Raw genomic sequence first — 11,794 nt, forward strand, 5'->3', positions numbered from 1 at the left:
ATCAATGTCAGTATGTGAATCGGAGACCAGACGTGTCAAGAGGCCATCAATCTGCAACGGAGGTGATCGCAGTGGTCGATCCGGCCGAAAAGGATGCGAGCGCCGCTAAGGTTCCGGGTGTGGCGGAAACCTCGATCTTCGGCTTTAGCCTGCCGGAGGCGATGCGCGCCGAGCTCGAGGCCGCGCCGAAGCTGTCACGTTCGGAGACGACTCGTCGCAAGCTGATGATCGCGGCAGCGGAGTTGATGCAGGATTCAGGCTTCGGCGGTCTCAAAGTTGCCGACATCTGCAAGCGGGCCAATTTTGCTCACGGCACCTTCTATCTCCATTGGAAAGACAAGTCCGGCGTCGCCCATGACGTACTCTCCGCGCTCATGGAAGCGATCCGCGCCAACCGGCCGCAGCGCCGGCCCAGCCAGAGCTTCTACGAGCGCCTCGTGGACGGACACCTCTATTATATCGAGCTTTATCGCCGAAACATCGGCCTCATGCGCTGCCAGGGGCAGCTGGCCGACGAGCTCGACGAATTCGCAGCGATCGGATTGAAGGCCAATCTGGCCCTAGCCTACCGTGTCCTCCGCGCTGCCGAGCGCGAAGCTCCGTCATTAGCAGACCAACCTGTTGCCCACCGGCTGGCCGCAGCCCTCGGCTGCATCGCAATGGTCGACAAGCTTCTACACGATGTGTTCGCCCGCGGCCTGAATATCGGGCTTTCCGACCGGGACCTCGCGGCGACCTTGTCCTTGAGCTGGCACCGCGTCCTGCTTGGCCAAGATCCGGCGCCGCAGGTTCAGTAGTCGCTCGCTGCTGCGGCGGACAGAAGAAAGGTTGTCATTCGCGGCATTTGCGTACGGCAGCGTAGCCGGTCATTGATGGGTTCGGCGCCCTTCAGGCCAGTGGGCGCGACATAGAGTTCAGCTTGACCACCTACCTGCCCAGCGGGCGCCGCCGCCGTGGGACCGGCTCAGCGTTCTGGATCGGCCGCTTTCTCCTTGGCCGTCTGGGCCAGGATCTTAGCGTGGCTGGCGGCGTCGGCGTCGCGACGCTGCCTCTCGTCCCTCTCCCGCTCCGCCTCGACATTGCTGAGATGCTTGCGGATGACCTCGAGCAACCTCTGTAGGTCGACCTTGCGCTCGGCGATAGCATCGAACAGGCGTACGACGTCCTCGCTGCCAGCGGTCCCGGCGATGTAGAGCGCGAGAACGAACGCCTCATCGACTTTGCCGAGGAAGCGGCCGCGCACGGTTTGCCCCGCCATAATGGCGTGCACGCCACGCTCGACCATCAACGCGATGTCGCGGTCGGTGAGTCCGTCGAAAGGCTCACCATCGGCCTGTGCCGCTGCCATTTTGGCACGACGCTCGCTGTTCGCGATGCCGAACGAGAATCCGAACCTGTCGGGTCGCTGTGGCGTGTTGGTAGTGGCGTCAGTCATGACAGAACCCTTTCGATATTGACCCCGCCCTGCCGGCGTGATTTCGCGAGACGGAGAGGTCGGATTTGAACATATGGCGAAGCGGGAACGGCGAGGTGGCCGTCAGGCGGTTGAGAACTGGCACCAGCGGGCGCTCGAACTCGATTTGCTGCTGAAGGACGTCCGGCGCGGAAAGCGGGACCAGGTTTATCGCTCCTATGCCGAGAGGCTCGGTGTGAGCGTTGCCGTACCGCGGCGAATGATTCAGGCGCTGCGCTTCGTCGACTATGTGCGCGACCGAGTCGGTTTTGGCGTTCTTGCCGAGCAAATCGCCCAACAACCCCTGATGTCGCTGGTTGTTCTCGACAGCTGGTCCCAATACGCCCCCGACCATGCCCTGTCTGCGGCACGGCGCCTCGTCGCCGGGGAGATCAACCTGCCCATGCTGAAGGCGCTGGAGCGGGCCGACCGCGCCACAGGCGAGACGGTCCTCGCCGCGACCGACGGAACCTGGCAGAGCTTGGCTGCCAATCGCGCCATCGCCCAGGTGCAGGCCTTGCACAAAGGAGCCCACTGCATCTGGGCGGCGCGAGGCTGGCGCCCAGATGGCATCCAGTTCACCACGCTGACCTTGCCAAATCTTTTGGGCACGCTCCCGGCCTTGCCCGGTGTCCAGCTCGCCTTCGATGTTGGCACCGTGGGGCCGCTTTTGGTCGCCATCCTGACCGATCGGGTCACGCGGCCTCGATCGCCTGCCGCTCTCCTTCAGCCCCTCTTGACCCTGCTGGGCTACACGCGTCTTGGCTGCAGCGCCTTGCTCCTGCTCCGCGAGCCGGACGATGCGACCACCGTCGAGGACCTGCTCTCGGCGCTGGGCCACCCTGATGGCCTCGTCGCCCGCCGCTTTGCCTTTGACTGAACCGGCCGGTCCGCCGATCGACGCCACGATCATCACGACTGCCAACCGTGAGCGGCGGGGCAGCTCGTTTCAGGCTCCTGCGGCGCCCCCTCCTCTCGCCTTTGGCCGATAGCCACCGACGCGTGCCCTCCCTCATCGATGCGACGGTGCCGCGGCGACTCGCTGCTGCCGGCGCCACCGGTCTGGCTCTCCGCAGGAGTAGCGACCTTATCGGACCTACGCTGTCGTTTGCTGCGCCCTGTCCCTCGGCGCTCGTCGTAGCGCGCGAGGAGCAGACGGGCCTGCTGCTTCTCGTCAAACAGGCCGCTCACGTCGTCCTCAGAAGCCTTCTTCTCATAGACGTCGATCAGCGTCTCGAGTCGGACTCCCATCGCCTCGAGTTTGGACCAGCGCACTCCGAACTTGTCGTCGAACGCCTTGGCGTCGATCCGTCCGATCACCTGCTCTTGCAATTCCTTTAGAGCGGCTTCCATCGCCGCCTCACTCACCGAGCCGCTCAACAGCATCTCCGACATCGCCACTACTCCACGCCACCGCCGAGCGGACTTGCTCGGGCTGAAGAGACCATGCCTGATTCGCAAATCAGCATCAATTGCTCATTTTTCGCAATTGATCGACCCTGTGTTTTGGCCTACTTTTCAACGACGCATGACGCTCCCTTCGGAGCTTCATCAAATCCTAAACCCCTACTCCGCCTCATGAATCCAGCGGAAATCGATCATCATGGCCAAGCCTGCCGAACTGCGTGTCGACATTGATCCCGGCTTGCTGGAGCGGGTGCGCAAGGAGGCGCGGCGGGTCGACATCCGCCTGCCATCGCTCGTCGAACTCGCGCTGGTTGACTTCCTCGAGCGCGCCGACAACGTCGCCGCGCTCCGTCGCGAGATCACCAAAGCGCTCGCGCGCCAGGCGATTGTCGATGCCAAGATCGAGCATCTGGCCGAGTTCGTCGCCGATGTCCTGGGATCGCGCCACGGAACGACGACGCAAGCGGGCGGACGCTCCGCGCGTCCGATCGCCTGATCATGTTCAATTGCACCCGCATTCATGACATCGGCTATTATGACGAGCAGGCGGCAGAGGCGGTGCAGATGCAGCCCAGGCCGGGCGACGGGCCGGCTAAGCCTCTCGGCTACTACGACAACGAGGTCGATATGCCCGGCCTCTTCTACAAGATCCGACACGCTCGGACGTCCCGAGAGAGCCCGTTCGAGGCCATCCGGACCGGCGATAGAGCCAAATCCGCGATCATCTTGCGGCTGGCGGCGGGCCAGGATCCACGCACCGGCGAGCAGTTGACGCGCTTCTCAGGGCGCGCAACCGGCGACGACGTAAGGAAGAAGCGACGCAAGGTCGTCGGTTACGACCTCCAGATCAGCGCGCCGAAGTCGGTTTCGGTGCTCTATGCGCTGGGCTCGGCGCGGCTGCGCGGTGCGATCCAGTCCGCCCATGGCCGCGCCTTTCTGCGCATCCTGCACTATATTGAGGCGGAAGGGCTGATCATCACGCGCACCGGCGCGCGCAGTGCACGACACGAGCCTGCATCCGAGACCGTCGCTTCCCTTTATACCCATATCCTGTCGCGCGATCTCGACCCGCAGCTGCACACGCACGGCGTGATCCTGAACCTCTGCGTGCGGGCGGATGGCAAAATTGGAGCGATCGATAACCATCGCCTGAAGCAGCATGGCGGCGCGATCGCCGCGCTCTATCGTTGCGAGCTTGCCGCCATCCTGCGCGCAGAACTCGGCTTGGAGACCGTTCGCGATGCTCGCAACTTCAAGCTCCCCATCGTGCCCGACGCGATCACCCGCCTGTTTTCGAAACGCCGGGTCGCGATCGAAGAAGCCGCCGAAGTGGCCAGCATCGATACCGCGACGAACCGCAAGCGCGCCCAGGAGATCAGCAACGCCACGCGCAGAACTAAGAAGAAGGGCCTCTCGCTGGCGGATCTTACCAGCGATTGGCAGCGCCAGGCACGCGAGTCCGGGTTCGACTATGTCTCAGCCTTAGCCGGTGTCGAGGCCAGGTTGTCACAGAAGCAGCCTCTCGCTCCGGCCGCCCCCTCCCCGCCCGTCGATGTCGAGCGGCTGATCGACCGCATCTTCGCCAACAAGGCTCTGCACACATGGCCACAGATCCTGCGCCATGTCGCCGAGGAGCTGCAGATCAGCTCCACTGCCGACGCCGCCTTGTCGGCTGCACAGAGTGTCCGCGCCGCGCTGGTCGCGGTCGACAGCACCATGGAAGGCGACGCGATCTACACCTCGGAGGCGTTGATCCGCGCCGAGCACGACGTGCTCCGGATGGCGCAGGAAGGGCGCGGGCGCTGGCTCGGCGTGTCGCGGATAGCGGTCGAAACCGCGCTAGCTAAAGACTCCTTCCTCTCGTCCGAACAGCGCGACGCCATCGCGCATGCCCTCAACGACGACACCATCGTCGTGATCGAAGGACCGCCTGGCGCCGGCAAGAGCCACATGACTGCGGCGCTAAACCTTGTTGCCAAGGGGGCGGGTCTCGCACTGCGGGTGACATCGGTCGGATGGCAGGCGACCCATGTCGTGCGGCGCGATGCCGGCGTCGCGCCCGCGAAGGCATCTGCTCTGACGCCGCTGCTGCTCGCAATCGAGAAGGAGAAGGTGGTCCTTACGGCGCAGGACGTGGTGATCGTCGACGAGGCCGGCATGGCCGGGCTCGTCCAGATCGCTGCTCTGGCTCGCCATTGTGACAAAGCAGGCGCCAAGCTCATCCTGCTCGGAGACACCCGGCAGCTCCAGCCGGTTGCAGCGGGCGCGCCAATGCGCGCGCTGACGCAGTTGATCGGGCACGGCGTGCTTCACACCATCCGCCGGCAAGAGGTAGACTGGATGCGGCAGGCATCCATGGATCTTGCAGCCGGGCGGGCGTCCGTGGCCATCGACAGCTATGATTTGGCTGGCGCGATCGCGATGCATTCCGGGCGAGACAAAGCGCTTTCGGCGGCGGCAGACGACTATCTCCAGTCCTTGCTGAATCCGAAGGAGAGCCTCAACGAGGCGATGCGGCGTCAACTTCTGATCACCAGCCTCAATGAGGACGTCGCAGAACTCAACCTGCGAGTACGCCATAGGTTGAAACAGTCAGGCCGGCTCGGCACGGAAGAGATCGGCGTTCCTGCCTTACGACGCGACGCGCGGGATGGTCAGCCCGTGGAGCTGTTCCTGTCATGCGGGGATCGCATCATCTTCGGCGAGCGCGTCGAGCTCGGCACCATCACGCTCTACAATGCCGACATCGCGCGCGTGATGTGGATCGAACAGAGCGCTGACGGCCCAGTTGTGACGCTCGCGCTTGACCGGCTGGCTATCGACGGCGCCCCCATCTCGTTCCAGCGTCCGTGGAAGGATCTGGTTTCCGGCCGCGGCAAGAGCGCTGCGCCGATCGCGCAGCATGCCTATGCGACGACGGTTCACAGCGCACAGGGGGCGACAGTCGATCGCACCATCGTCGCGATGACGACTCCGATGAACGCCGAACCGCTCTTCGTTGCCATGACGCGCCATCGCAAAGCCCTCAGGCTGCATGCCGATGTCGAGCTTGGGCACAGCCCTGATCGCGCAGGCAACATTGCGCTGTCGCAATCCGGGCTGCTGCGTGGCACCGATGAGACACGCGAAGACCATGGGGATGCTGTCGGAGACAGCGACCAGTCTCTGCGCCAGGCCGCGGTGATCGCCATCAAGCGCGCCGCGATGAGCGCCACCGCGATCGACAATCCGTCACGCTACATTCACGACATCAAGGCCTGGATCTCAGGCGAGGATGCAGTCGAAGGGTTTCGGCAGCAATTGGCCGTGAATAAGAGTGTGGCGGCGTTCAAAAGCCGCTTCCAGTCGCGGATGGCCTTACCCAATCCGATCGAACTGCGCGATCAGGATGCGCTGGCGTTTTCACCCTTGGAACGGAAGGAACTCGATCAGGCATCGTTGGCGCCCGCCGATATCGCGCACCGACTTGGCCTCGTCGGCAGTCCGAACGGCCTCCACCGGCCCGACGATCGCTCCGAGTATCTGCAGCTTGCGAACGGAAATCCACGCTGGACCGCATCTCAACTGCGCAGGCTCATCACGACCAAGGCGCTTCATGAACATCCGATCGTCCAGATCGCCGTGGTCATGCTGCGCAGGACCGTGCAGGCCGCACGTGCCATCGTGCGGGCAGCCTATCGGCTTTCCGGGCTTAACCCGCTGGCCAAGGCGGTCTCCGTGCGCCACGGAAAGAGGTTTGCTTCGTCCCCGGCGTCTCGCATGCCGATGGCGGCGACCCCACCTGCCCTGTTCGAACCCATCCAGAACCGTCGTGCTGAAGACGCGCTCGATGCCGACGAGGACCAGCATCGGAATGGACTTTGGCTACGGCTGGCGGCTCAGCGGCAGCGGCAGCAAGCACCTGCACAGGTTGTCTCGAACAAAGCCCAAAGGTCAATGGAGGATGGCAAGAAGCACACTCTAGGCCAAGATCGCAGCCACGATGCCATCGCGTCTTCAAATCTCGACCGCCGCGCGGAGGGCGCAGAAGCTGTCTCAAACAAGCGCAGCAAGACGCCTCACCGGCCGAACTCGGACTTGGAGGATAGCGCTTTTGAGGGGATTTTGGCGCGATTTCGGCTCGCGCAGCAGCGAGAAGAGGACGAGCAAGCCGGAGACCAGAAGCGACGGCACCAGCTCCTTCAGATTGCGGAAGCGGCGTCGAACCATCGGAAACGCCAACAGGAAAGTGCCGAACCCAAGCAGGTGCCGGGCGACCGCCGTGCGATGGACACCGCGCCCGCTGCAGAAAGCTCGCCACCGGCCCGTAAAACGGCCGCCCCTGCCTCTCCGGCACGATCACGCGTCAGCTCGGAAAAGGACATCGCCGCGCGGGTTTCGGCCAAGATGAAGGAACATGGGCTTGATCCGTCAGCTCTCCCCGCTCGTCCGACCGGCAATCCGGCGACGCCAAGGCCGGAAACGGCCGTGTCCCTTTCGACTCCGTCAGCGGCCATTCAAGCGAAGTCATCTCGGCAGGATCCGCTGCCTGACCGCCAGGATCCCTCACGAACTCCGTCAACAGCATCTGATGGCCAACCCGTTGGAGCTCATCACCCTCGTAAAAGGGGTTTCTTTAGTCGCCCATCGTCGAGCACCACCAATCCCGGCAGGAAGGGACAAGATCCAAGCGGTCGCGCTTGACGGCTTATGAACAAGGTCGCTCGCGAAACCCGATGACCGGCAGCTGCCCAAGGGATTGCGAGCATAGAAGAGGGGCAACGCCCGGCTTCGGATTACCTGCGAACGGTTGCCAGATGGCGTGCCTGCGTTGGTCCAAGTGCAAGGCGCTAGCTCCGGGCATTTGGCAGAAGCCGGAAAGGAGACGTATCGAAACGAGGATTCTCAGCTTCAGCGTCCGATCCGCGGCGGCATTCGCAGGCTTCGCTCGTCGCCTTGGGGGCCTCGCGTTGCCGAGAACGCGACCGATAGGGCGGTTAATGGGTGAAAGCCTCCTGCGCGCTCGCTGACGGCCGCGAAGATCATGAGCGTCGGTCCTGCGGCTTTCGCCGTGTCAGCACCATCCAAGCGCGAAGATTGAACAGCGCGACCGCGGTTACCGTGACGACGAGCGCGCAGAGCACGAGCTTAGAGACGCTCCCCATCGTCCCGTCGATCAACATAGCGTGGACGACCCCACCGACCACGACCACCAAGACGAGTACGCTATGGCCAAGACGCCAGAACCGCGGCTTGATACGCAGAGGCCGGCGCAGCGCAGCGTGCAGCGCCGCAGCGAAGGCAGCCCACATGGCGACGACGCCCCAGGCCGAAAACGGGGTTGGCGAGTCGAAAAGAAGTGCGTCGATGACGTCGGGCGGACTGGTCAACCATAGCCCGGAGACGTGGATTATAATCGCCGCGACGAGCGCGGCGCCGACCCAATGATGCGCTTGACGGCTGCGCGGAATAGGGAGCCCCGGCAAGTATCCGGCTGCCAGCAGGGGCTGCAGCAGAACGAGCGCCAACGCCAGAACGCCGGCGAAGGCGGCCACAATATAAACGGGCCCGCGCCAAGCGAGCAGCGGGCTTGTCGCAGCGACGGTGAGCGACACGACGATCGAGCCCGCGACCACGGCCCAGATCAGGGCCGCCCTCATCCACGCCATGCAGGTTACGCCGACTGGAGCACAAAATCCGCCGTCAGGCTTCTGTCTCGGGAACTCTGCATCAACGGGCGCAGGAACACGGTTTTGAAGGCAGCGTCGTCATAGGCGAGATGGCCGTGTGCCTGACCGAAGGCCGGGATGATCTGCGGCATCTCGAGGCGGAAGACGCCGTTGGCATCGGTTAGCGTCGCACCGTGGCTACGCGCGTCGGTCTCGTAGCCCTCCGTGGTATGGGCCCAGATTTGGATACGGATTCCGGGCAGCGGCGCGCCGTCTCCGGCACGGCGTACCGTCCCGGACATCCAAAAGCCGCCATTGCCGATGCGCGGCACGATCGGTGCGCCGGGACGGTAATTGTTGTCGCCGCCGCGCATCGATCCCGTTGGCGCCAAACCTTGGGCCTGCGCCGGCAGAATAATCGTCGGCACTCCTGCCGTGAGCGCCGCCGCACCGAAGCCAGTTCCTGCCGCGAGCAGGCCGCGCCGTGTCGTCGAAATGGGCCGCATCGAGCACTCCATGGGTCAGAGTGAAGCCTGTCTATGACAGCAACGAGCTTCCTATTTACCTGCAGCTTAGCGAACCTGTCGGGCGAAATCTCGTCGGCCAGCGGGGCACACGGCTTCGTGACAAGCGTTGCCTCGGCAAGCCCTTCTCTCCGACTCTGGGCACGCCATGGCGCGCTAGAGCACATCCCTTTCCTGCTTGACTCGGGCGCATCAGCCATCGACCGGGCTCTTCCCCTCGGCGCCATTGGACTAACCCGCTCGCGCGGGAGGGCGTTGCGGCGCGTTCCTCGCTGAGATTTCGTCTGTAAGGCGCCGCATCCGAGGATTTTGGGGTCGTTTCCCCTGATCCTCGGAGGTTTCCATGCTCGATCTTGTCACCGTCACTCCGCTGCGCCAGCGGATGATCGAGGACATGACCATCCGCCGGTTTGGCGAGCACACGCAGCGTGACTATGTCCGGCAGGTGCGTGAGTTCACGGCCTTCCTCGGTCTGCCGCCGGACCGGGCCGAGCCGGAAGATTTGCGGCGCTACCAGCTTCACCTGGCTTCGCTCGGCGCCAGCTACGCCCGGATGAACCTGGCCTGCACGGCGCTGCGGTTCTTCTTCCATGTCACGCTGGGCCGGACCGGCTTCGGTGACCGCATGGCGCGGATCCCGACGCCCGATCGCCTGCCGGTGGTGCTGGACATGCAGGAGGTGGCGCTGCTGCTGGCGCACGCGCGGAACCTGAAGGATCGCGCCGCGCTCAGCATCGCCTATGGCTGCGGCCTGCGCGTCTCGGAGATCGCCAACCTCAAGGTCGCCGATATCGACAGTGCGCGCATGCTGATCCGGGTCGAGCAGGGCAAGGGCCGCAAGGACCGCTATGTCATGCTCGCGCCCGACCTGCTCGACCTGCTGCGGCAATGGTGGCGGGTGAAGCGTCCGCGCGGCTGGCTCTTTCCCGGCCAGCAGCCGGGCCAACCGATCACGACCCGCCAGCTCAACCGAGCCTGCCATGCTGCAGCCGTCGCGGCAAAGCTCGAGAAGCGCGTGTCGATGCACACGCTGCGGCACAGCTTCGCCACGCATCTGCTGGAGCGGAACACCGATATCCGGGTGATCCAGGTCCTGCTCGGCCACCGGAAGCTCGACACCACCGCCGTCTACACCCGCGTCGCGCTGAAGACGCTGCGCGAGGTGACGAGCCCGCTCGCGCTGCTGGCGCCGCCACCGCCGCCATAGCAGCCCCGCGCGATCATGGCGCGGCCTTCGCTGGAGGTCGCGGACATCCTGAACCGGCATGGCGAGGCCTATCTCGCACGCCATCGGCTCAGCCGCGGTCAGCTCAAGGTGATGGGTGCGATCCGGGCCTGCCGCACGGCTGCGCTCGGCGGCCATGTCCTGCGCTGCGGCGACTGCGATCACGCCACCATCGCCTACAACTCCTGCCGCAACCGGCACTGCCCACGTTGCCAGGGCGCCGCGGCGAAGGACTGGCTCGCGCATCGGCAGGCTGATCTCCTGCCCGTGCCCTACTACCATCTCGTCTTCACCCTGCCGGCGCCGGTCGCGGCCATCGCCTTCCAGAACAAGGCCGAGCTCTACGGCCTGCTGTTCAGGGCCGCGGCCGAGGCGCTCGCCACGATCGCCAGAGATCCGAAGCATCTCGGCGCTCGGATCGGCTTCACCTCGGTGCTGCACACGTGGGGATCGGCGATGACGCACCATCCCCATCTCCACATCATCGCGCCCGGCGGCGGCCTATCGCCGGACGGCGCGCGCTGGATCTCGTGCCGGCCCGGCTTCTTCCTGCCCGTGCGCGTGCTCTCGCGCCTGTTCCGCCGGCTCTTCCTCCAAGGGCTCGCAGCCCTGCACGGGGCCCGGCGGCTTACCTTCCATGGCGATCTCGCTGATCTGACTGAGGCCGACGCCTTCGCTACATTGCTGGCGCCGCTGCGCCGAGCCGACTGGGTCGTCTATGCCAAGCGACCCTTCGGGGGCCCCGAGGCCGTGCTGGCCTATCTCGCCCGCTACACCCACCGTGTCGCCATCGCCAACAGCCGCCTCGTCGCCATGGACCGGCGCGGGGTCACGTTCCGCTGGAAGGATTATCGCGTCCGTTCCGCCGGCAAGGCCTGGCGCAAGACCATGACACTGACGCCCCACGAGTTCATCCGCCGCTTCCTCCTCCACGTCCTGCCCGACGGCTTCCACCGCATCCGCCACTACGGACTGCTCGCCTCGAGCCGCCGTGCCGACACCATCGCCCGCATCAGGCAGATCATTGCGGCAGCGAGCCCAGCGGCTGCGCCTCAAGAGCACGACGCAGGCGGCCGCGCCAAGACCGACGAGCCCCGCGATGACCATCGTCCACCATGCCCATGCTGCGGTGGCCGCATGATCCTCGTCGAGCGCTTCGCTCCCGGCACGGCGCCACGCACCATCCTCGCCGTCAGGATCGACACATCATGACCATGGCGCCGGGGCGAATATCCGACCAACCACCACCGGTCTCCCCCAGCGAGCGGTCGCTCCCGCTTGGCCCGATAGCAAAAATGACGATCGCGGCGGGCGCAAATCCGTTCCAGGCGCAGCAAACCTCAGGCTGCCGAGCATCCCGGACGGAGCATAGCGCCCCCGATCCACGCCTCGCACGAGCCCGCCAACCACGCCGCTCGGCGAAATCCCCATAGCGCACAGCCCCGGGCCGCGGGTTCTTCCCCTGGAGGCTTTCGGACGCCGGCCCTCAGCCCGGCCCAAACCCGCTCGCGCGGGCCGGCATCCGAAACCCTTCACA

10 protein-coding genes are annotated in these 11,794 nt (G+C 65.0%); 6 read left to right on the forward strand and 4 right to left on the reverse strand.

The features are described 5' to 3' along the window. Positions 1-71 precede the first annotated feature (71 nt). Positions 72-797 (forward strand): TetR/AcrR family transcriptional regulator, encoded by a 726-nt coding sequence (locus tag ACOJTB_RS14630; RefSeq protein WP_420103257.1) that lies wholly within the window; start codon positions 72-74, stop codon positions 795-797. Positions 798-964: 167 nt separating this feature from the next. On the opposite strand, the gene ACOJTB_RS14635 is transcribed toward ACOJTB_RS14630, so the two are convergent. Further along, positions 965-1,435 carry a hypothetical protein gene (locus ACOJTB_RS14635; RefSeq protein ID WP_420103258.1) on the reverse strand — a complete coding sequence of 157 codons (471 nt, stop codon included), beginning with the start codon at positions 1,433-1,435 and terminating at the stop codon, positions 965-967. Positions 1,436-1,508: 73 nt separating this feature from the next. On the opposite strand from ACOJTB_RS14635, the gene ACOJTB_RS14640 reads away from it, so the two are divergent. Continuing rightward, positions 1,509-2,333 carry a hypothetical protein gene (locus tag ACOJTB_RS14640; RefSeq protein WP_420103259.1) on the forward strand — a complete coding sequence of 275 codons (825 nt, stop codon included), beginning with the start codon at positions 1,509-1,511 and terminating at the stop codon, positions 2,331-2,333. A 32-nt stretch (positions 2,334-2,365) separates the two neighbouring features. Here ACOJTB_RS14640 and ACOJTB_RS14645 read toward each other — a convergent pair whose 3' ends face one another. Next, on the reverse strand, positions 2,366-2,848 hold the full coding sequence (locus ACOJTB_RS14645; RefSeq protein WP_420103260.1) for a hypothetical protein: 483 nt from the start codon (positions 2,846-2,848) through the stop codon (positions 2,366-2,368). Between the two features lie 208 nt (positions 2,849-3,056). Here ACOJTB_RS14645 and ACOJTB_RS14650 point away from each other — a divergent pair, with 208 nt between their 5' ends. Both ACOJTB_RS14650 and mobF read left to right on the forward strand, forming a co-directional pair. Further along, positions 3,057-3,356, forward strand: a complete 300-nt coding sequence (locus ACOJTB_RS14650; RefSeq protein ID WP_420103261.1) for a hypothetical protein — start codon at positions 3,057-3,059, stop codon at positions 3,354-3,356. 2 nt (positions 3,357-3,358) lie between these two features. Then, complete coding sequence (mobF, locus tag ACOJTB_RS14655; RefSeq protein ID WP_420103262.1) at positions 3,359-7,543, forward strand: MobF family relaxase; 4,185 nt, start codon at positions 3,359-3,361, stop codon at positions 7,541-7,543. A gap of 338 nt (positions 7,544-7,881) precedes the next feature. Here mobF and ACOJTB_RS14660 read toward each other — a convergent pair whose 3' ends face one another. Together ACOJTB_RS14660 and ACOJTB_RS14665 are read right to left on the reverse strand one after the other, a co-directional pair. Beyond that, entirely contained in the window at positions 7,882-8,499 is a 618-nt protein-coding gene (locus tag ACOJTB_RS14660; RefSeq protein WP_420103263.1) for a ferric reductase-like transmembrane domain-containing protein, read from the reverse strand. Between the two features lie 14 nt (positions 8,500-8,513). After that, the gene (locus ACOJTB_RS14665) at positions 8,514-9,014 is read right to left on the reverse strand and encodes a peptidase associated/transthyretin-like domain-containing protein (protein WP_420103264.1); all 501 of its coding nucleotides are present in this window, start codon (positions 9,012-9,014) and stop codon (positions 8,514-8,516) included. 361 nt (positions 9,015-9,375) lie between these two features. Here ACOJTB_RS14665 and ACOJTB_RS14670 point away from each other — a divergent pair, with 361 nt between their 5' ends. Then, positions 9,376-10,239 carry a tyrosine-type recombinase/integrase gene (locus tag ACOJTB_RS14670; RefSeq protein ID WP_420103265.1) on the forward strand — a complete coding sequence of 288 codons (864 nt, stop codon included), beginning with the start codon at positions 9,376-9,378 and terminating at the stop codon, positions 10,237-10,239. Positions 10,240-10,254: 15 nt separating this feature from the next. Then, entirely contained in the window at positions 10,255-11,469 is a 1,215-nt protein-coding gene (locus tag ACOJTB_RS14675; RefSeq protein ID WP_420103266.1) for an IS91 family transposase, read from the forward strand. Positions 11,470-11,794 lie beyond the last annotated feature (325 nt).

The sequence above is a fragment of the Allobosea sp. genome, assembly GCF_048595345.1.
Classification (GTDB): Bacteria; Pseudomonadota; Alphaproteobacteria; order Rhizobiales; family Beijerinckiaceae; genus Allobosea.

Coding starts and splice junctions, on each gene's coding strand:
- ACOJTB_RS14635 (WP_420103258.1), bottom strand. CDS start 1,435: ATGACTGACGCCACTACCAACACGCCACAGCGACCCGACAGGTTCGGA.
- ACOJTB_RS14640 (WP_420103259.1), top strand. CDS start 1,509: ATGGCGAAGCGGGAACGGCGAGGTGGCCGTCAGGCGGTTGAGAACTGG.
- ACOJTB_RS14645 (WP_420103260.1), bottom strand. CDS start 2,848: ATGTCGGAGATGCTGTTGAGCGGCTCGGTGAGTGAGGCGGCGATGGAA.
- ACOJTB_RS14650 (WP_420103261.1), top strand. CDS start 3,057: ATGGCCAAGCCTGCCGAACTGCGTGTCGACATTGATCCCGGCTTGCTG.
- mobF (WP_420103262.1), top strand. CDS start 3,359: ATGTTCAATTGCACCCGCATTCATGACATCGGCTATTATGACGAGCAG.
- ACOJTB_RS14660 (WP_420103263.1), bottom strand. CDS start 8,499: ATGAGGGCGGCCCTGATCTGGGCCGTGGTCGCGGGCTCGATCGTCGTG.
- ACOJTB_RS14665 (WP_420103264.1), bottom strand. CDS start 9,014: ATGCGGCCCATTTCGACGACACGGCGCGGCCTGCTCGCGGCAGGAACT.
- ACOJTB_RS14670 (WP_420103265.1), top strand. CDS start 9,376: ATGCTCGATCTTGTCACCGTCACTCCGCTGCGCCAGCGGATGATCGAG.
- ACOJTB_RS14675 (WP_420103266.1), top strand. CDS start 10,255: ATGGCGCGGCCTTCGCTGGAGGTCGCGGACATCCTGAACCGGCATGGC.